Below are 19661 nucleotides of genomic sequence, written 5' to 3' on the forward strand. Positions count from 1 at the left end.
ACAACCTCCCCGGTCAGCGAGATCCTATCTTCCGGGTGGACTTCGCCAAAGAATTCGTGACACGTCCGGCTTTGGCGTGACTCCTCGCAGTGACAACCACGCCAGCCCGTGACGGGCGGCGTACGCGGCCAGCTTGCGGGCGTCGAGCTCGGTCAGGTCGCCCTCGCCGGCCAGCACCGGGGTCAGCGCGATGCGCCGCCACGCCTCGGCGGGGTCCGCCAGGTCCTGGGCCAGCGCGATCTGCTCCCCGGCGGCCTCCACGGCCGTCGCCACCCGGCCCAGGCGCCCGCCCTCGGTGTCGCGGGGCTCGATGGGCGCCAGCAGGTTGACGGTGCCGATCTCCGCGCCCGCCTCGCGGGTGGCGCGCAGCATCTCGACGTCGCCCGCGGCCAGCCCGTACCGGCGCAGCGGCAGCGTGAAGCTGACCCGCAGCGGCTGCTCGCGCTGCATGGCGTGGATGGCCCGCGCGCGGCGCAGCACCGCGGCCCGGTCGGCGCTGTCGCGGACCTCGAAGTCGATGCTGCCGGCGTCGAACGCCCCGACCACCCGGCGGTAGGCGGCGGCCAGCCCGCCCGGCCTGGTGCAGGTGGCGGCCAGCTCCTGGCCGTCGGGTCCGCCGAAGACCGGGGCGGCGTCGCCGCCCATCGCCCTGAGCCGGCCGATCCGGCCGGCCACCGGGTTCCGGCCGGGGTCGGCGAGGCCGCTCCACTTGGGGGCGCAGCCGTCGCCGCCCGCGACGAGGTGGCCGAGGGCGTAGCGGCGCACTCCGGTGCGGCGGGAGTCGGCGGGCAGGTCGAAGGCGGGCTCGCGGGCGGTGTCGACGAACGCCACGAACGCGGCGGCCGGCTGCTCCGCCGTCGCGGGCGCAGGCGTGGCGGGAGCCCGCGCGACCGGCGGGCGCGCGGGCGGCGGAGCCGCTCCCGCGGGGAGCAGGTGGATCGCCGCCGCGGTGCCGGCGGTGAGGGCGAGCGCGCCGAGAACGGCGAGCGGACGCGGGAGCGTACCGGGCTCCCTCCTGTGCCGAGGCATAGGCCACCCCAGGTGGTCGATCGGCTACAAACGGCCTGGCGGGTGAACGCTAGCAAGCCCGTACGGCGTGGCGCGGGCCTTTTCCGGTTCGCGTCCGTTGTGTGCGGATAATGTGCTCATGAAGCTGCGGATCTTCACCGAGCCCCAGCAGGGCGCGACCTATGACGACCTGCTCGCCGTCGCTCAGGCCACCGAACGGCTGGGTTTCGATGCTTTCTTCCGGTCTGACCACTACCAGCGCCTCGATCCGGGCGACCCGGGCCCCGGCTCGACCGACGCGTGGATCACGCTGGCCGGCCTGGCGAGGGACACCTCCACGATCCGGCTGGGCACGCTGGTGACGCCGGCCACGTTCCGGCTGCCGGGGCCGCTGGCGATCAGCGTGGCTACGGTGGACCGGATGAGCGGTGGCCGGGTGGAGCTGGGCTTCGGCACCGGCTGGCACGACGGCGAGCATTCCTCGTACGGCATCCCGTTCCCGCCGCTGGGTGAGCGGTTCGGGCGGTTCGAGGAGCAGTTGGAGATCATCACCGGCCTGTGGACGGCGGAGAAGGGCTATTCCTTCGAGGGCCGCTACTACCGGCTGGCCGACTCCCCCGCGCTGCCCAAGCCGGCCCAGCGGCCGCGGCCGCCGCTGATCATCGGTGGCCTCGGGACCAAGCGCACGCCAAGGCTGGCGGCGACGTACGCGGACGAGTACAACGTGCCGTTCCACACGCCGGCCGACACCGGTGCGGCGTTCGTTCGGGTGCGGCAGGCGTGCGAGGCGACCGGCCGTACGCTGCTGCTGTCGGCGGCGCAGACCGTCGTGGTCGGGGCGGACCGGGCGGAGGTCGAGCGGCGCGCGGCCGCCATCGGCGAGAACCCCGTCACCCTGCGCGAGCACGGCCTCGCCGGCACGCCGGCCGAGGTGCTGGACAAGCTCGGCAAGCTCGCCGAGCTGGGCGCCGATCGGGTCTACCTGCAGATCATGGACCTGAGCGATCTGGAGCACCTGGAGCTGATCGCCGCCGAGGTGCTGCCGCACGTGTAGTAATCGAATAGCGGCGCTTTGCGGGGTTACGGCAGACTTGGGGGGTGCTGCTGACGATCTCCACCACCGCCTGGCCCGCCACAGACCTGGGCTTTCTCCTGCACAAGCATCCAGAGCGGGTGCAGGAGTTCAGCCAGTCGTTCGGGACGGCCACGGTGTTCTACCCCGAGGCGGGCGACGCGCGCTGCACGGCGGCGCTCATGCTTCAGGTGGACCCGATCGCGCTGGTCAGGTCGCGCGGCAAGAACTCGCCCGACTTCAGCCTCTCCCAGTACGTCAACGACCGGCCCTACGCGGCCTCCTCGCTGCTGGCCGTGGCGCTGGCCGACGTGTTCCGCACCGCGCGGGCGGGCCGCTGCAAGGCCCGTCCCGAGCTGCCCGGCACGCCGCTGCCGCTGGAGCTGCGCCTGCCCGCGCTGCCCTGCCGGGGCGGTCCCGAGCTGGCGCGGCGGTTGTTCGAGCCGCTCGGCTGGGAGGTGGACGCGCGGCCGGTGCCGCTGGACGAGGGTTTCCCCGACTGGGGTGATTCCCGCTATGTCGGGCTCACCCTGCGCGGGACCACCCGCCTGCAGGACGCGCTCAACCACCTGTACGTCCTGCTGCCCGTGCTCGACGACGGCAAGCACTACTGGATCGCGCCCGACGAGGTGGACAAGCTGATCAGGGCCGGTGAGGGCTGGCTGCACGGCCATCCCGAGCGCGGCCTGATCACCCGGCGCTACCTGGGGCGGCGCTGGGCCCTGGCACGCACCGCGCTGGCCCGGCTGGCCGAGCTGGGCGACGAGACCGAGGAGCGGCTGGAGCCCGCGGTCGAGGAGGAGGCCCCCGCGGACGTGACCGCCGCCGACGAGGCCGCCGCCGCGGAGGCCGAAGCCCAGGAGGGCCAGGCGCAGGAGGGCCAGGCGCAGGAGGTTCCTGGGCCGGGGATTCCCGGGCAGGGTGAGTCGCCCAAGCCGAAGGCGCTCAACGTCCGGCGGCGCGAGGCCGTGCTGGCCAAGCTGGAGCAGCTCGGCGCGGCCAGCGTGATCGACCTCGGCTGCGGCCAGGGCGAGCTGGTCGGCGCGCTGCTGACCAGGCCCCGCTTCACCAGGGTCGGCGGCATGGACGTCTCCTCGATGGCGCTCACCATCGCCGCCCGCAAGCTGCGCCTGGAGCGCATGCCCGACGCCAAGCGCGCCCGGCTCACCCTGTTCCAGGGCGCGCTGACGTACGCCGACAAGCGCCTGGCCGGCTACGACGCCGCCGTCCTCATGGAGGTGATCGAGCACGTCGACCCGCCCCGCCTGGCCGCGCTCGAACGCGTCGTGTTCGACCGCGCCCGGCCCCGGCACGTGCTCGTCACCACCCCCAACATCGAGCACAACGTCCGCTACGAGTTCCTGACCGGCCTGCGCCACCCCGACCACCGCTTCGAGTGGACCCGCGCCGAGTTCGCCGCCTGGGCGCGGCGGGTGGCCGGCCAGTTCGGCTACCAGGTCGCCGTCGAGCCGGTCGGCGACGACGACCCCGAAGTCGGCCCGCCCACCCAGATGGGAGTGTTCACCCGTGATCAGCGTTCCTGAGCTCTCCCTCGTGGTGCTCGTCGGCGTGTCCGGCAGCGGCAAGTCGACGTTCGCGAGCAGGCACTTCAAGCCCACCCAGGTCATCTCCTCCGACTTCTGCCGCGGCCTGGTCTCCGACGACGAGAACGACCAGGCGGCCACCCCGGCGGCCTTCGACCTGCTGCACCACATCGTCGGCGTGCGCCTGGCCAGGGGCCTGCTCACCGTGGTCGACGCCACCAACGTCCAGTACGCCGCCCGCAAGAGCCTCATCGACCTGGCCAGGAAGCACAACGTGCTGGCCGACGCGATCGTCCTCGACGTGCCGGAGGAGGTGGCCATCGAGCGCAACGCCACCCGCCCCGACCGCGCCTTCGGTCCCGGCGTGGTGATCCGGCAGCGCAAGGACCTGCGCCGCTCGCTCGGCAAGATCTCCAACGACGGCTTCCGGCGGGTGCACGTGCTGCGCGGCCTGGAGGAGGTCGACCAGGCCGTCATCACGTACGAGAAGGCGTGGTCCGACAAGACCGAGCTGACCGGCCCGTTCGACATCATCGGCGACGTGCACGGCTGCCGCTCCGAGCTGGAGACGCTGCTGCGCGAGCTCGGCTGGCAGGGCCTGCGCCACCCCGAGGGCCGCACCGCGGTGTTCGTCGGCGACCTGGTGGACCGCGGCCCGGACACGCCGGGCGTGCTGCGCCTGGTCATGGACATGGTCGAGGCGGGCACCGCGATCTGCGTGGCCGGCAACCACGAGCAGAAGCTGGTGCGCGCGCTCAACGGCCGCCAGGTCAAGGCCACGCACGGCCTGCAGGAGTCGCTCGACCAGCTCGCCGCGCAGCCGCCCGAGTTCGTGGAGCGGGCCAGGGTGTTCATGGACGGGCTGCTCAGCCACTACCGGCTGGACGGCGGCCGGCTGGTCGTCGCGCACGCGGGCCTGAAGGAGGCCTACCACGGCCGCGCCTCCGGCCGCGTACGCGCGTTCGCCCTGTACGGCGACACCACCGGCGAGACCGACGAGTACGGCCTGCCGGTGCGCTACCCCTGGGCCGACGAATACCGCGGCCGCGCCATGGTCGTCTACGGCCACACCCCGACCACCCGGCCGGAGTGGGTCAACAACACGATCTGCCTCGACACCGGCGCCGTGTTCGGCGGTCACCTGACCGCGCTGCGCTACCCGGAGCGGCAGATCGTCCAGGTCCCGGCCGAGAAGGTCTGGTACGAGCCGGCCAAGCCGCTGTCCGCCACGGGCCGCGACCCCGGCATGCTCGACATCGGCGACGTGATCGGCACCCGGCACGTCGAGACCAGGTTCGGCTCCCGGGTCAAGGTCATGGAGCAGAACGCCGCCGCCGCGCTGGAGGTCATGAGCCGGTTCGCGATGGACCCGCGCTGGCTGGTCTACCTGCCGCCGACCATGGCCCCGCCGGAGACCTCCAAGCTCGACGGCTACCTGGAGCACCCGCACGAGGCGTTCGAGGAGTTCGCCGCCGCCGGGGTGCGCGAGGTCGTGTGCGAGGAGAAGCACATGGGCTCGCGGGCCGTGGCCGTGCTGGCCAGGACGCCCGAGGTGGCCGCGGCCAGGTTCGGGGTGGACGACGGGAGCGCGGGCGCGATCTACACGCGTACCGGGCGGCCGTTCTTCGCCGACACCGCGCCGCTGGTCGACCGGCTGCGCGCGGCGTGCGAGCCGCTCTGGGCCGAGCTCGGCTCCGACTGGGTGGTGCTCGACTGCGAGCTGCTGCCCTGGTCGGCGAAGGCCGGCGAGCTCATCAGGTCGCAGTACGCCTCCGTCGGGGCGGCCGCCCGCGCCGCGCTGCCCGAGGCGGTCTCGGCACTTGAGGCGGCGGCCGGGCGCGGGCTGGGTGTGGGCGATCTGCTGGACCGCACCCGACGCCGCCTCGACAACGCTGCCCTGTTCCGCGACGCTTACGCACGCTACTGCTGGCCGGTCGACGGCCTGGAGGGGATCCGGGTCGCGCCGTTCCAGATCCTGGCCTGCGAGGGGCGGGCCACGGCGCTGGAGCCGCACGCCTGGCACCTGTCCACGCTGGAGCTGCTGGACTCGCCGCTGATCACCCGCACCCGGCACGTCTTCGTCACGCTGGACTCTCCCGGGTCCAGGGCCGAGGCGACGGCCTGGTGGGAGTCGATGACGGCGGCCGGCGGCGAGGGCATGGTGGTCAAGCCGGCCGCGTACGCGCCGGGCCGGGTGCAGCCGGGGGTCAAGGTGCGCGGGCGCGAATACCTGCGCATCATCTACGGCCCCGACTACACCGAGTCGCTCGACGTGCTGCGCCGGCGCTTCCTCGGCAAGAAGCGCTCGATGGCGTTGCGCGAGTACGTCCTCGGTCTGGAGGCGCTGTCGCGGCTGGCGGAGGGCGAGGCGGGCTGGCGGGTGCACGAGCCGGTGTTCGCCGTGCTCGCGCTGGAATCGGAGCCCGTCGACCCGCGGCTCTGATGGGCATACAAGGGTGATCAGCGGGTAGTTCCCCGACCATTCGGGGGAAGGTCCGGCATGGCTACTCAATACACCCATCATGAGCATTTGGGCCACGTCGTGTTCATCACGGCCGCCGCGGCCATCGGCGGGTTCCTGTTCGGGTACGACAGCTCCGTCATCAACGGCGCGGTGGTCGGGATCCAGAAGCACTTCCAGGTGGGTCCGGTCGAGATCGGCTTCGTGGTGGCCATCGCGCTGCTGGGCTCGGCCCTGGGCGCCTGGGTGGGGGGTGGCCTGGCCGACCGGTTGGGGCGTACGCGGTCGATGCAGGTCGCGGCGCTGCTGTTCGCGGTCAGCTCGATCGGGCAGATGTTGCCGTTCGCGATCTGGGACCTGGCGCTCTGGCGGGTGATCGCGGGCTTCGCCATCGGCATGGCGTCGGTGCTCGGCCCCGCGTACATCGCCGAGGTGGCCCCGCCCGCCTACCGGGGGCGGCTGGGGTCGTTCCAGCAGCTGGCCATCGTGCTCGGGATCGCGGTCTCGCAGCTCGTCAACTACGTGATCGTGCGGCTGGCCGGCGACAACGTCAACAACCACCTGTGGCTGCTGCAGGCGTGGCAGTGGATGCTGGGCGCCTGCGTCGTGCCGGCCGTCTTCTACCTGCTGTTCGCGCTGAACATCCCCGAGTCGCCGCGCTATCTGATCATGTCGGGCCGCACCAGCCGGGCGCGCGAGGTGCTGGCCGAGGTCGAGGGCGACGACGTGGACCTCGACAGCCGCATCTCGGAGATCCAGCGCGTGCTGCGCACCGAGCGCGTGCCGGGGCTGCGGGACCTGCGCGGCAGCGCGCTGGGCCTGCTGCCGATCGTGTGGATCGGCATCGTGCTGTCGGTCTTCCAGCAGTTCGTCGGCATCAACGTGATCTTCTACTACTCGTCCGTGTTGTGGCAGTCGGTCGGCATCAACCAGAGCGACTCCCTGCTGATCAGCTTCTCCAGCTCGATCATCAACATCGTCGGCACGTTCATCGCGATCTCGCTGGTGGACAAGATCGGGCGCCGGCCGCTGCTCCTGATCGGCTCGGCCGGGATGGCGATCGCGCTGGCCACCGCGGCGTGGGCGTTCAGCTTCGCCAGGGGCGAGGGCGCGGCGGTCTCCCTGCCGGACCCGCAGGGCGCGATCGCGCTCATCGGGGCCAACCTGTTCGTGCTGTTCTTCGCGCTGTCGTGGGGCGTGGTGGTCTGGGTGCTGCTCGGGGAGATGTTCCCCAACCGCATCCGCGCCGCCGCCCTGGGCGTCGCCGCGGCGGCCCAGTGGATCGCCAACTGGGCGATCACGGTGTCGTTCCCGGCCCTGGCGGATTGGAACCTGCCGCTCACGTACGCCATGTACGCCCTCTTCGCCCTCCTGTCGTTCCTCTTCGTGACCAAGTGGGTCAGGGAGACCAAGGGCCGCAAACTCGAGGACATGGGCTAATCTCCGGCACGTGCTCGAAGACGTCCTCGGTCCCTCGCTCGACGTGCTGTTCTGCGGCATCAACCCCGGTCTCCTGTCCGAGGCCACCGGACACCACTTCGCCCGGCCGGGCAACCGGTTCTGGCCGGCGTTGCACCTGTCCGGCTTCACGCCCCGCCTGCTGGCGCCCGCCGAGCAGCACCTGCTGCCCTCGTACGGGCTGGGCATCACCAACATCGTGCCGCGGGCCAGCGCCAAGGCCTCGGAGCTGACCCGGGAGGAGCTGGTGGCGGGCGGGACGGCACTGGCCGCCAGGGTGGCCGGGATCGGCCCCCGGGTGCTGGCCGTGCTGGGCGTCTCCGCCTACCGCACGGCCTTCGCCCGGCCCAAGGCGGTCATCGGCCCGAGGGAGGAGCTCGTCGGCGGGGCCAGGGTCTGGGTGCTGCCCAATCCCAGCGGGCTGAACGCCCACTGGAGCCTGGCCGGCATCGCCGGCGAGCTCGGCCGCCTGCGCGCGTCCCTCTAGCTCCGGTGCGTCACTTCGCGGCGAAGTCCTGCGTCCAGTAGATCTTGCCGGAGGAGTTCTTCGCCGCGCCCACCCCGATGAGCGTGTACTTGCAGTTCATGATGTTGGCCCGGTGCCCGGAGCTGTTCATCCACGCCTGCACCACCGAGGCGGGGCTCGTCTGCCCGGCCGCGATGTTCTCGGCCCAGCCGGAGCCGCCGGTGAAGCCGGCCGCCCTGATGCGGTCCATGAAGCTGCGGCCGTCCTGGGAGTCGTGGCTGAAGTAGTTCTTCGCCGCCATGTCGGCGGAGTGGCCGCGCGCCGCGGCGTTCAGCTGAGCGTCGTGCTTGAGCGGCTGACAGCCGCCCTTGGCGCGCTCGGCGTTGGTCAGCCTGACGACCTCGTTCTCCTCGGCCGAGCTCACGGTGCCGTTCGCGGGGGGCGGCGTGGTGGGGGTGGAGGTGGGGGACGGCGACGTGGGGGTGGGAGTGGGGGTGGGGGTCGGGGTGCCGCTGCCCGGGGTGCAGGTGAGCCTGGCGGCCCTGGACCTGGCGGTGCGGCCGCGGTAGTCGGTGGCCACCGCGTAATAGGTGCCCGGCTCGCAGGGGAGCGCGAGGGTGATGCGGCCGTTCCTGGTGGCGCCGCTCTTGACGACCGGGTCGGCGCCCGGGACGGCGCGCTTGATGCGGATGCGAAGCAGCGCCGAGCCGGAGCAGCCGCGGCGGGCTGCCGAGGACTGGATCTTGAGCGTGTCGCTGACGCGCGGCTTGGCCACGCTGACGCGGCACCTGGCCGCCTCAGCCGCCGCTTCCGACGCCGCGGCGGCCTCGGCCACGCTTACGGGCGTGGCGATCGCTGCCAGGCTTACGGCTGCGGCGAGTACCCCAAGGGGTCTACGCATAGGGGTTTTCCTCCAGTTGCGGTAGACGCTGGATGGCACCGCATTCTGTCGGGACCGATACCGATTTGTCATCAAAATCGGCACATTTCCTTAAAGCGGGAGTAAACCAGAGTGGCCGCTGGGGCGTCTGCGCAGGTCGTCACGGGTGACCGAAACCCCCGCAGCACGCCGGAAACGAACAGGCTGGGCGGGCCGCCTGGCCCGGTTCATCCGTTCGCACCTGCCGCGATGACGAGGGCGGCGACGAACAGCCAGGCGTGGTGCCAGGACTGGTCCAGGGCGTACCGGCCGGTGCCGAGGTGCGGGGCGTCGTCATGGCCCGGCCGGGGCAGCCCCATCCGGAAGAACTCGCCCTTGCCGACCCTCTCCGCCAGCCACGCGAGCGTGGACCTGCGGTCCGCCCAGTAGTGCGAGGCCGCGTCCACCAGCAGCCCGGCCGCGACGTACAGCGGGGACGGCCTCAGGCCGGTGACGAGCAGCATCGCGCCCAGGGCGCCGAGCTTGGTCAGGGTCAGGGTGGCGACGTGGCGCAGGCAGGCCAGTCGGCCGGCCCGGCCGGGCGCCGCCTTGTGACGGGCCTGGTGGTTGGTCTGGGCCCAGTGGTCGCCCACGCTGTGCGCGACGAGGAGGGCCACGAAGACCGCCGCGAAGGTGACGGCCCTGAGAATGGTGATCCCGGTCATGCTGCTGCCTCTCTCGTACGCGTGTCCGTACCGAAGACCGCTCGGCGGGCGTCGGTGACGGTCTTCTCGCACCACGACCGCTTGCGCTCCGAGCGTGCTTCGAGCGCCTCGTAGTCCGGTAGCCACTTCTCGTTCTGCGCGGCGGGGATTTCCCGTACGGATATGGAGCGGCCAATGAGCTGCTGAACTGCGTGTGACTGGAAGAGGAGCACCCGACGTACGAACACCGTACGGAAGACGCAGGCACGGGCGGCGGTCCGATCCCGTCGTCCGCCCACGCGGCGGCCCGGCGCCGGGCGGTCGGGTGGCTCTAATCCGTTCATGGTGCGCGGGCCTCTCATCCAGGTCCGTATAGGGCCCCGCCCGGCCGGGCCGCCGGGCGGTGCCGGCGTGAGCGTTCCTCGGTCAGCTCGTCCCAGATCGTCCGAGCCATGGCGTAGATACCTCCGGCATGGCGGTCACTCGGCCGGGTGCTCGGGCCGCCCGGCCGCGAGATCACCGCGATCAAGGATGAGTTCGTGATCGCCAGGGTCACTGTGCGAGGGATGAGGGTCGATCTACGCCCGGCCGAACCTGGGATCGTTCGCGGGGCCGGAGCCGCCCGACGATGAGGAGCGCGCAGCGCCCCGCGGCCCGGTTCGGGCGGCGGGGCGCTTTCATGATCGTGTCTAAGATCCCGGAGGCGCCTGCCAGAGGCATGGGCTACGCCTTGACCAGCAGCGCCACGCACTCCACGTGGTGGGTCATCGGGAAGGCGTCGAAGGCCCGCAGGTCGGACAGCGTGTAGCCGCGCTCGCGCAGCCAGGCCAGGTCGCGGGCGAGCGTGGCGGGGTCGCAGGAGACGTACACGATGCGCAGCGCGTCCAGCGCGGCGATCCGGTCCACGACCTCGCGCCCCAGCCCGGCCCGCGGCGGGTCCACCACCACGATGTCGGCCCGCTCGATCTGGAAGCGGTCGAGCGCCTCCTCCACGCGCCCCCGCTCCACCCTGGCCTGCGGCAGGTCACGCAGGTTGGCCCGCGCGTCGCGGACGGCCGCCGCCTCCGACTCCAGCCCGAACACCGCCCCCTCGGGGCCCACGGCCTCGGCCAGCCCGGCCGCGAACAGGCCGACGCCGCAGTAGAGGTCGAGGGCCCACTCCCCCGGCTCCGGGGCCGCGTACGCCAGCACCGCGTCCACCAGCGTCTCCGCCGCCCCCGGGTGCACCTGCCAGAAGCCGCTGCCCGCCACCCGGAACTCCCGGTCGCCCACCTGCTCGTGCAGCACGCCGGATCCGCGCCGCGGCACGGTGCGGCCCTTGCCCTGGTCGAGCAGGATCGAGGCGGGCGCCTCCAGGTCGGGCACGGTGACGCTGCGCCGGGGCCGGGGCGCGACCACCACGGCCCGGTCGCCGCCGGACGAGGCGATGACCTCGACGCCGGAGGCCCCCGGCCACAGGTGGCTCTCCACCGCGACGGCCTCCACCTCCGGGTGGGCGATCAGGCAGGCGTCCACGATCTCGATGTCGTGCGAGCGGTGCCTGCGGAAGCCCAGCTCGCCAGCGGACGTGGCGGCGAACTGCACCCGGGTCCGCCAGCCGAGCCCGTCCTTGGCCCCCGGCACCTCCTCCACCACGACCTCGCGCTCGATGCCGGCGAGCCGGTGCAGCTGCTCGGCCACGACCTGGGCCTTGAGCCGCCGCTGCGCCTCCGGGGTGGCGTGCTGCCAGTCGCAGCCGCCGCAGCGCCCCGGCCCGGCGTACTGGCAGGGCGGCACGACGCGGTCGGGCGAGGCCTCCAGGATCTCCACGGCGTCGGCCCGCAGGAAGCGGGTGGTCTCCTCGGTCACGTCGGCGATGACCCGCTCGCCCGGCAAGGCATGCCGTACGAACACCACGCGCCCTTCATGGCGCGCCACACACCAGCCGCCATGGGCGACCGGACCTACCGTCAGCTCGAGAGATACCTGTTCCACAAGGACACCCTATGCCCAGCCGGGATGACTACTTATCCGACTTCTTCCATTACTCTAGGTGATCGTGGACAGGTCGCGGGTGGTGCGGCGGCGGCTCGGCTTCGGCGGGACGCTGCTGGGCACGCTGTTCGCGTGCGCGTCGCTGACGCCGTCGCTGCTGCCCCGCACGTGGCTGTACCAGGGGGTGATGGGGGCGGTCACGGGCATCCTGGGCTACGCGGTGGGCGCCTCGCTGGGGGCGCTGGGGCGGTCGGTGATGTCGTACCGGCTGCCGGAGCGGGGGCGGCGGATCGCCTGGCAGGTCATGCTCGGCGGCTGCGCCGCGCTCGCGGTGGTGGCGCTCTGGTACAGCCTCGACTGGCAGCGCGACCTGCGGGCGCTGATGGGGGTCGACACGCGCATCACCTGGTTCCCGCCGGTGATCCTGGCGCTGACCTGCGGGCTCCTCGCGGCGGCGCTGCTGGCCGCCCGGCTCGTACGCCTCGGGGGCCGCCGGCTGAACGCCTGGCTGGACCGGTACGTCCCCGCGTACGTGGGCCACGCCTTCGGCGTGTTCGTCATCGGCCTGCTGGTCGCGGTGGTGGCCAACGACGTGCTGTTCAACGGGTTCGTGGCCAGGGTGAGCGACATCTCGTCGGTCGCCAACGAGGGCACCCATCCGGGCGTGCGCAAGCCCGTGTCGGCGTTCGTGTCGGGCGGGCCCGGCTCGCTCGTGAGCTGGGAGTCGCTGGGCCGGGAGGGCCGCCGCTTCACCGGCACCGCCGCCACCCCGGCCCGGCTGGCCGCCTTCTCCGGGGAGCCCGCCGCCGAGCCGATCCGGGTTTACATCGGACTTGACAGCACCTCCTCGCCGCGGGCCCAGGCGGCGCTGGCGGTGCGCGAGCTGGAGCGCACCGGCGCGTTCGGCCGGCCCGTGCTGGCCGTGCTCGGCACCACGGGCACCGGCTGGGTGGACCCGCACATCGCCGACGCCCTGGAGTACATGTACAACGGCCGCTCCGCCATGGTCGCGCTGCAGTACTCGTACCTGCCGAGCTGGGTGTCCTTCCTGGTCGACAGGGATAAGGCGGCGGCCTCGGGGCGGGCGCTGTTCGAGGCCGTGCGCGAGCGGTGGGCCCGGCTGCCCGCCGGGGAGCGGCCGCGGCTGCTGCTGTCGGGCGAGAGCCTGGGCTCGTACGCGCTGGAGGGGGCCTTCCGCAACCTGTCCGACCTGGTGTCCAGGGCGGACGGGGCGGTGTTCGTGGGCCCGCCCAACGCCAACCACATCTGGTACCACCTCACCAGCGCGCGCGAGCGCGGCAGCCCCGTGTGGCGGCCCGTCTACCGCTCGGGCCGGACGGCCAGGTTCGCCCAGCTGCCGGCCGACCTGGGCCGGCCACCGCGCGCCCCGTGGCCGCGCCCGCGCGTGGTCTACCTGCAGAACGCCTCCGACCCGGTCGTGTGGTGGTCGCCCCGGCTGATCTACCGCAGGCCGGCGTGGCTGGAGGGCGCGCGGGGGCCCGGCGTGAACCCGCAGATGAACTGGTTCCCGCTGGTGACGTTCTGGCAGGTGCTGGTGGACATGACGGCCGCGCTGGACGTGCCGCCCGGGCACGGCCACCGGTACGGCGCCAACATCGTGGACGGCTGGGCCGCCGTCGCCGCGCCGCCGGGCTGGGACACGCGCGACACGGGGCAGCTGCGCGCCCTGATCAGCGGGCCCTGATCAGCGGGCCCTGATCCGGCTCTCCTGGTCCTTGACCGTCTTGTGCCACGGACGCCGCACCGACCCGGGCGCGAACGGCTCCGGCCTGCCCTGCAGGCGGTCGGAGGAGTGCAGCTGCCACGGCACGCTGGTCACCATGACACCCGACTTGAACAGCAGCCGCGCCTTCAGCCGCAGCGCGCTCTGGTTGTGCAGCAGGTGCTCCCACCAGTGGCCGACCACGTACTCGGGGATGAACACGGTCACCACGTCGCGCGGCGAGCGCCTGCGCAGCGTCTTGACGTAGTCGAGGATGGGCTGCGTGATCTCGCGGTAGGGCGAGTCGAGCATCTTCAGCGGCACCGGGATGCCCCGCCGCTCCCACTCCTCCTGCAGCTTGCGCGCCTCCTCGCCCTCGACGCCGACGGTGACGGCCTCCAGCGTGGAGGGGCGGGTGGCGCGGGCGTACGCGAGGGCGCGCATGGTCGGCTTGTGGATCTTCGAGACCAGCACGATCGAGTGGTTGCGGGCGGGCAGCATGGCCGGCTCGTAGTCCTCGGTGATCTCCAGCTCGGCCGCCACGTTGTCGTAGTGGCGCCGGATGCCCTTCATCATGAGGAACAGGATCGGCATCGCGATCACCACGATCCACGCGCCCACCAGGAACTTCGTCAGCAGCACGACGATCAGCACCAGCCCCGTCATGACGCCGCCGAAGAAGTTGATCACGCGCGAGCGGTGCATCTGGTGGCGGATCTTGGGGTCGGTCTCGGTCTTCAGGTGGCGGGTCCAGTGGATGACCATGCCGGTCTGGCTGAGGGTGAAGGAGACGAAGACGCCGACGATGTACAGGTTCAGCAGGCGGCTGACGTCCGCCTGGAACCCCCACAGCAGCAGGCACGCGCCCAGCGCCAGGATGACGATGCCGTTGGAGAAGGCCAGGCGGTCGCCGCGGGTGTGCAGCTGGCGCGGCAGGTAACGGTCCTGCGCCAGGATCGAGCCGAGCACCGGGAAGCCGTTGAAGGCCGTGTTGGCCGCCAGGAACAGGATCAGCGCCGTCACCGCGGAGATGATCACGAACGGCAGCGACCCGCCCCCGAACACCGCGTCCGCCACCTGGGAGATGATCGGCTGCTGGTAGTAGCCGGGGCCGACGGGCGTGCCGTCCGGCCTGAGCAGGTCCTCGGCGACCACCGACGGCTCGGCCACCTTCACCCCGGAGGCCAGGCCGAGGGCGATGATGCCGCCGAACATGGTGATCGCGACCAGGCCCATCATCAGCAGCGTGGTGGCCGCGTTCTTGCTCTTGGGCTTCCGGAACGCGGGCACGCCGTTGCTGATGGCCTCGACACCGGTCAGGGCGGCGCAGCCGGAGGAGAACGCGCGCAGGACCAGGAAGGCCGCGGCGAAGGCGGTGAGGTTGGTCTGCTCGGGCTCGATGCTGAAGTGGGCGCTCGGCGCCTCGATCGCCTCCCCCAGCACCAGCAGCCGGAACCCGCCCCAGGCGATCAGGCTCAGAACGGCGATCATGAACGCGTACGTGGGAACGGCGAAGGCGGCGCCGGACTCGCGGATGCCGCGCAGGTTGACCACGGTGAGCAGGATGACGATGACGATGGCGACGGCGGGCTTGTGCTGCCCCACGAACGGGATCGTGGCGCCGACGTAGTCGACGCCGTTGGCGACGGACACCGCGACGGTCAGCACGTAGTCGACCATGAGGGCGCTGGCCACGGTCAGCCCGGCGTTCTTGCCGAGGTTGGTGGTGGCGACCTCGTAGTCGCCGCCGCCGCTGGGGTAGGCGTGGACGTTCTGCCGGTACGACGCCACGACCGTGAGCATCACGACCACGACGGCGATCGCGACCCAGGGGCTGAAAGAGTAGAAGGAGACGCCGGCCAGCGACAGGATGACCAGAATCTCCTGGGGGGCGTACGCGACGGAGGACAACGCGTCGCTCGCGAACACGGGGAGTGCGATCCGTTTGGGGAGTAGTTGCTCGTGGAGCTGCCCGCTACGCAGGGCGCGCCCCACGAGCAAACGTTTGACAAGATCCGTTACCTTCGCCACGTAACGAGATGCTAGTCCCACGACGAGGCCCTAAACGAGGCGCTCCCCCATCGGGCCATACTGGTGTCGAACAACCGGCCGACCGCGACGATGCGGGGGGAAATGCATATAGTGATCATGGGGTGTGGCCGGGTCGGATCGACCCTGGCCCACATCCTCGAAGACAGCGGGCATTCCGTCGCGATCATCGACCGCGACCCGCAGGCGTTCCGCCGCCTCCGGGCCGGGTTCCGCGGGCGGCGGGTGACCGGCGTGGGCTTCGATCGCGACGTGCTCACCGAGGCCGGCGTCGAGTCGGCCACCGCCTTCGTCGCGGTCTCCAGCGGCGACAACTCCAACATCATCTCCGCCCGCGTGGCGCGCGAGACGTTCGGCGTCGACAACGTGGTGGCCCGCATCTACGACCCCCGCCGGGCCGAGGTCTACCAGCGGCTGGGCATCCCGACGGTGGCGACCGTACGGTGGACGGCCGACCAGATCATGCGCCGCATCCTCCCGGAGGGCGCCGAGCCGCTCTGGCGCGACCCCACGGGCACCGTCGTCCTGGCCGAGGTCACCGTCAACCCCTCCTGGATCGGCACCCGCGTCATCGACCTCGAATCCCGCGCCAGGGCACGCGCCGCCTTCCTCAACCGCATGGGAGAGGCCCTGACCATCACGGAGGACTCCGTGGTGCAGGAGGGCGACGTGCTGCACGTCATCGCCGCGGAGACCGACATGAACCGGATCAACAAGGTGCTGGCCGCGGCACCGGAAGAGGACGAGTGATGCGCGTCGCCATCGCCGGAGCCGGCGCCGTCGGCCGTTCCATAGCGGCCGAGCTCCTGGAGAACGGCCACGAGGTCCTGCTCATCGACGTCGACCCCCGGGCCATCAAGATAGACAGCGTGCCGCGCGCCGAGTGGCTGCTCGCCGACGCGTGCGAGATCGCGTCCCTGGACGAGGCCGGCCTCAACAACTGCCACGTCGTGGTCGCCTCCTCCGGCGACGACAAGGTCAACCTCGTCGTCTCCCTGCTGGCCAAGACCGAGTACGGCGTGCCGCGCGTGGTGGCCCGCATCAACCACCCCAACAACGAGTGGCTGTTCAACGAGTCGTGGGGCGTCGACGTGGCCGTCTCGACCCCGCGCCTGCTGAGCGCCCTGGTGGAGGAGGCGGTCAGCGTCGGGGACCTCGTACGGCTGATGACGTTCCGGCAGGGGCAGGCGAACCTGGTGGAGCTGACCCTGGCGGAGGACGCACCGGTGGTGGGGCAGCGGGCCGGCTCGGTGCCCTGGCCGGTGGACTCCGCCCTGGTGGCGATCCTGCGGGAGGGGCGCGTGCTGGTGCCGACGGCGGACGATCCGCTGGAGGCCGGGGACGAGCTGCTGTTCGTGGCCAGCCAGGAGGTCGAGCAGGAGCTCGCCCACCTCCTCTCCCAGCACTGACCCCCTCGGGATCCGCCCACCCGTGGGCCGGCTGCCGGGTGCGCCCCATATGCCCGTCCCGAGGCGGTCCTGCGTCGTCGGCTCGTACGCGCTGTCCGGGCTCGGGGCTCCCACCCCGAGCCCGCGGTCGAGGGAGGTGACCACGCTCGTCCTCGCACCCCGGCACTCGTCTTCGACGCGTCCTTGTCCGTCGAGTCGCACACCTCCTCCATGCGAGGCTCACGCGAGCAGGCCGTCGCAGGGGTCACCTCCGGGCAACTCTCCCTGGGCGATCGTGTCACCTGGAGAGCACGCCACTTCGGCCTCACCTGGCACCTCACCTCCACCATCAGCGCCTGCACCCCGCCCTCGTACTTCGTCGACGAACAAGTGAGCGGCCCGTTCCGGCGCTGGATCCACACGCACACCTTCGCATCGACGCCCGACAACGAGACCGGCACCGAAGCGACCCTCATGAAGGACATCGTCGACTTCGCCGCCCCCGCCGGGCCGCTGGGCACCATCGCGGAGATCCTGGTCCTGCGCCGCTACATGACCGGGCTCATCCTGCAGCGCAACGCGTACATCAAGCAGCTCACCGAAGCCGCCGTCCGCTGAACCGCCCTTATGGCTTGCCGATGTGCCCGAGCAGCGTGCTGCCGTTCGGCTGTTGCCTGGCGTGATTTCTTCCCCGGCCGCGTTTTGGGGAGGAACTCATCAGGACAAAGCCCTCGTGAAGGGCATGAGCCTGCGGGAGCGCATGAGCATGCATTGGCACGCCTACCGGTGGACCGGCACCGGAGCCGAGCGGGGCAACGAGGACGAGCGCCGTCCCGCCTCACCCGGCTTCCGTGCCTCCCCGCTGCCGCCCATGCGGACCGGCGACTGGCTGGCCAAACCCGCCTCGCGCGTCGCCGCGACCTTCGACGACGCCCGGCAGGCCACGGAGTGGATGGCGGGCGAGTACGCCAAGGTCGGCGAGGCGCTGCTCCTGCCGGAAGCGGTTCCGATCGAGGAGCGGCTGCGGATCGCCCTCGATCTGCTGACCCGTGGCGTGGACGTGCAGTGGGGCGAATGGCTGCAGGGCGGGCGGTTCATCACGATCGGCGTGATCTGCTGCCCGAACCGGCAGGTCCGCCACCCGTGCCCGATCCGCCGTCCGCACGCGTGAGCCGCAGCCACCTCCGGCTGGGCCGGCGGACGTGCCCGGCGACTCTCCGAACAGCAGGAAACCCCTCGCGACACCCGTCCGAGGGGCCTCCCGGTTCGGACGTACGGACTCAGTCCATGTCCTCGTGGGTCTCGTCCTCCATGCCGAACTCCTTGATGTCGAACTCGTCCGTGCCGAACTCCTCCATCTCGAGCTCCATGTCCGCACATGCCCCGTTCGTGAACACGACCAGCATCGGCTGGCGGAGCTTGACCAGCGTGGCCATCTGCTTCTCGCATGTTCCGTGCTCCGGCGTCTTGGAGTCGGGATCGCCGGAAGCGAGCGCGGGCATGGCGGCGAGGAGCAGGGCGGCAGCTGTCATGGTGACGGCGGCGATGGCGCTTTTGTACATGGTGGTCCCCCGATGAAGTGCGAGATGATCGTTCGCCAGCGTTCGTACCCGCACAAGTGGATCAAGTGGTTAAGGGTTGGACCCGGAGGTCTTTACTCCAGCCCCCACCCGGCCCGCAGCCCCGCCAGCGCCTCGTGGAAGCCGGGGAACGTCTTCTTCACACACCCCGGCTCGTCCAGCGTGATCCCCGGCGTGCGCAGCCCCGTGACGCTGAACGCCATCGCGATCCGGTGGTCACCGTGGCAGGCGATCTCGGCGGGGCGCGGCGTCGCCGGCTGGATCTCGATCCAGTCCCGGCCCGTGCTCACCGGAACGCCGAGGCGGCGCAGATTCTCGGCGCACGCCTCCAGCCGGTCGCACTCCTTGACCCTGGTGTTGTAGACGTCCTCGATCCGTACGGGGCCGTCGGCGAACGGGGCGATGGCGGCGAGCGTGGGGACGGTGTCGGAAATGTCGCGCATGTTGACCGTGAGACCGTTCAAGCGCCCCGTCCCGGTCACGGTCACGGCATCGGTGGACATCTCGACGGATGCACCCAGCCGGCCGAGAACCTCCGCGAACCGTACGTCCCCTTGCAGGGAGCCCGAACCCAGGCCCGGGACGGTGACGCTGTTCCCGGTGAGCGCGGCGGCGGCGAGCGGGTAGCTCGCCGTGGAGGCGTCGGGCTCGATGGTGTAGTCGGCGGCGGTGTACGGCTGCGGCGGCACCAGGAAGGTGTCGCCCGCCCGCCGCACCTCCACCCCGAAGCTCCGCATCATGGCGAGCGTGATCTCCACGTACGGCGCCGACACCAGATCCGTCACCGTGATCTCCAGGCCCTCGTGGGTGAGGGGGCCGACGAGCAGGAGCGCGGTGAGGAACTGCGAGGACAGGCCGGCGTCCAGCGTGACCCGGCCGCCCTTGATGCCGTTCGCCCGCACGGTCAGCGGGTGGTGTCCCTCCTCCCCTTCGTGCGTCAGGTCCACGTCCAGCTCGCGCAGCGCCCGCGTGAGGGGGCCGAGCGGGCGGCGGCGCATCTGGGCGGAGGCGTCGAAACGGAAGACCCCGTGCCCGGCCGCCACCAGCGCGGGCAGGAAGCGGGCGGTCGTGGCCCCGTCGCGGCAGAACACCTCGGCCTCGCCGGACGGCGGCCCCTCGGGGCGGCCCTCGATCGTCCACGCGTCCGGCCCGCGCTCCACCCGGTACCCCAGCGCGAGCAGCCCCTCCGCGAAGCCCTCCGTGTCATCGGAGACCAACGGCCGCCGCAACACCGTGGTGCCGCGCGCGGCGGCGGCGAGGAACAGGGCGCGGGCGGTGACCGACTTCGATCCCGGAACGTACAAGATGCTCATCCCAGGAGCCTAGGGCTCCGACGTCTCAGGGCCCGGCCACCCCCGGCCGCACCCGCTCCCCG

Annotated in this window: 17 protein-coding genes; 10 read left to right on the forward strand and 7 right to left on the reverse strand. The window is 71.8% G+C overall.

Translation table 11 applies throughout. The features are described 5' to 3' along the window. Positions 1 to 24: 24 nt before the first annotated feature. The gene (locus tag ACBJ59_RS41670; protein WP_375115627.1) at positions 25 to 1029 is read right to left on the reverse strand and encodes a hypothetical protein; all 1005 of its coding nucleotides are present in this window, start codon (positions 1027 to 1029) and stop codon (positions 25 to 27) included. Between the two features lie 118 nt (positions 1030 to 1147). On the opposite strand from ACBJ59_RS41670, the gene ACBJ59_RS41675 reads away from it, so the two are divergent. Genes ACBJ59_RS41675 through mug form a run of 5 tightly spaced genes read left to right on the forward strand, consistent with a single transcriptional unit; the run spans position 1148 to position 8030 of the window. Further along, positions 1148 to 2062, forward strand: coding sequence for an LLM class F420-dependent oxidoreductase (locus tag ACBJ59_RS41675; protein WP_364114860.1), 915 nt, complete (start codon positions 1148 to 1150; stop codon positions 2060 to 2062). Between the two features lie 44 nt (positions 2063 to 2106). Next, complete coding sequence (locus ACBJ59_RS41680) at positions 2107 to 3624, forward strand: 3' terminal RNA ribose 2'-O-methyltransferase Hen1 (RefSeq protein ID WP_375115628.1); 1518 nt, start codon at positions 2107 to 2109, stop codon at positions 3622 to 3624. After that, complete coding sequence (locus ACBJ59_RS41685; RefSeq protein ID WP_375115629.1) at positions 3608 to 6067, forward strand: polynucleotide kinase-phosphatase; 2460 nt, start codon at positions 3608 to 3610, stop codon at positions 6065 to 6067. The genes ACBJ59_RS41680 and ACBJ59_RS41685 overlap by 17 nt, the downstream gene beginning before the upstream one ends. 57 nt (positions 6068 to 6124) lie before the next feature. Further along, positions 6125 to 7525: a sugar porter family MFS transporter gene (locus ACBJ59_RS41690; protein WP_375115630.1), complete on the forward strand. Its 1401-nt coding sequence runs from the start codon at positions 6125 to 6127 to the stop codon at positions 7523 to 7525. A gap of 10 nt (positions 7526 to 7535) precedes the next feature. Further along, a complete protein-coding gene (gene mug, locus ACBJ59_RS41695; RefSeq protein WP_375115631.1) occupies positions 7536 to 8030 on the forward strand; it encodes a G/U mismatch-specific DNA glycosylase in 495 nt (164 codons plus the stop codon). 10 nt (positions 8031 to 8040) lie between these two features. Here the strand turns inward: mug and ACBJ59_RS41700 are convergent, their stop codons facing one another. The 3 genes from ACBJ59_RS41700 to ACBJ59_RS41710 form a co-directional block, all read right to left on the reverse strand. After that, the gene (locus ACBJ59_RS41700) at positions 8041 to 8910 is read right to left on the reverse strand and encodes a CAP domain-containing protein (RefSeq protein WP_375115632.1); all 870 of its coding nucleotides are present in this window, start codon (positions 8908 to 8910) and stop codon (positions 8041 to 8043) included. A 206-nt stretch (positions 8911 to 9116) separates the two neighbouring features. Next, positions 9117 to 9593 (reverse strand): DUF3307 domain-containing protein, encoded by a 477-nt coding sequence (locus ACBJ59_RS41705; protein WP_375115633.1) that lies wholly within the window; start codon positions 9591 to 9593, stop codon positions 9117 to 9119. A 702-nt stretch (positions 9594 to 10295) separates the two neighbouring features. Then, positions 10296 to 11525: a class I SAM-dependent RNA methyltransferase gene (locus tag ACBJ59_RS41710; protein WP_375115672.1), complete on the reverse strand. Its 1230-nt coding sequence runs from the start codon at positions 11523 to 11525 to the stop codon at positions 10296 to 10298. Between the two features lie 85 nt (positions 11526 to 11610). On the opposite strand from ACBJ59_RS41710, the gene ACBJ59_RS41715 reads away from it, so the two are divergent. Next, positions 11611 to 13251: an alpha/beta hydrolase gene (locus ACBJ59_RS41715; RefSeq protein WP_375115634.1), complete on the forward strand. Its 1641-nt coding sequence runs from the start codon at positions 11611 to 11613 to the stop codon at positions 13249 to 13251. On the opposite strand, the gene ACBJ59_RS41720 is transcribed toward ACBJ59_RS41715, so the two are convergent. Next, positions 13252 to 15300 carry an APC family permease gene (locus ACBJ59_RS41720; RefSeq protein ID WP_375115635.1) on the reverse strand — a complete coding sequence of 683 codons (2049 nt, stop codon included), beginning with the start codon at positions 15298 to 15300 and terminating at the stop codon, positions 13252 to 13254. 102 nt (positions 15301 to 15402) lie between these two features. Between ACBJ59_RS41720 and ACBJ59_RS41725 the strand changes: the two genes are divergently transcribed. The 4 genes from ACBJ59_RS41725 to ACBJ59_RS41740 all read left to right on the forward strand — a co-directional run bounded on the left by ACBJ59_RS41725 (position 15403) and on the right by ACBJ59_RS41740 (position 17877). After that, positions 15403 to 16068, forward strand: a complete 666-nt coding sequence (locus ACBJ59_RS41725; protein WP_375115636.1) for a potassium channel family protein — start codon at positions 15403 to 15405, stop codon at positions 16066 to 16068. Beyond that, positions 16068 to 16727 (forward strand): TrkA family potassium uptake protein, encoded by a 660-nt coding sequence (locus tag ACBJ59_RS41730; protein WP_364114840.1) that lies wholly within the window; start codon positions 16068 to 16070, stop codon positions 16725 to 16727. The genes ACBJ59_RS41725 and ACBJ59_RS41730 overlap by 1 nt, the downstream gene beginning before the upstream one ends. 210 nt (positions 16728 to 16937) lie before the next feature. After that, positions 16938 to 17324: a cyclase gene (locus ACBJ59_RS41735; protein ID WP_375115637.1), complete on the forward strand. Its 387-nt coding sequence runs from the start codon at positions 16938 to 16940 to the stop codon at positions 17322 to 17324. 115 nt (positions 17325 to 17439) lie between these two features. Beyond that, complete coding sequence (locus ACBJ59_RS41740; RefSeq protein WP_375115638.1) at positions 17440 to 17877, forward strand: hypothetical protein; 438 nt, start codon at positions 17440 to 17442, stop codon at positions 17875 to 17877. A gap of 109 nt (positions 17878 to 17986) precedes the next feature. On the opposite strand, the gene ACBJ59_RS41745 is transcribed toward ACBJ59_RS41740, so the two are convergent. Next, positions 17987 to 18268: a hypothetical protein gene (locus tag ACBJ59_RS41745; RefSeq protein WP_375115639.1), complete on the reverse strand. Its 282-nt coding sequence runs from the start codon at positions 18266 to 18268 to the stop codon at positions 17987 to 17989. Positions 18269 to 18360: 92 nt separating this feature from the next. After that, positions 18361 to 19599 (reverse strand): 3-phosphoshikimate 1-carboxyvinyltransferase, encoded by a 1239-nt coding sequence (gene aroA, locus ACBJ59_RS41750; protein WP_375115640.1) that lies wholly within the window; start codon positions 19597 to 19599, stop codon positions 18361 to 18363. Positions 19600 to 19661 lie beyond the last annotated feature (62 nt).

Source organism: Nonomuraea sp. MTCD27 (assembly GCF_041950495.1).
Classification (GTDB): Bacteria; Actinomycetota; Actinomycetes; order Streptosporangiales; family Streptosporangiaceae; genus Nonomuraea.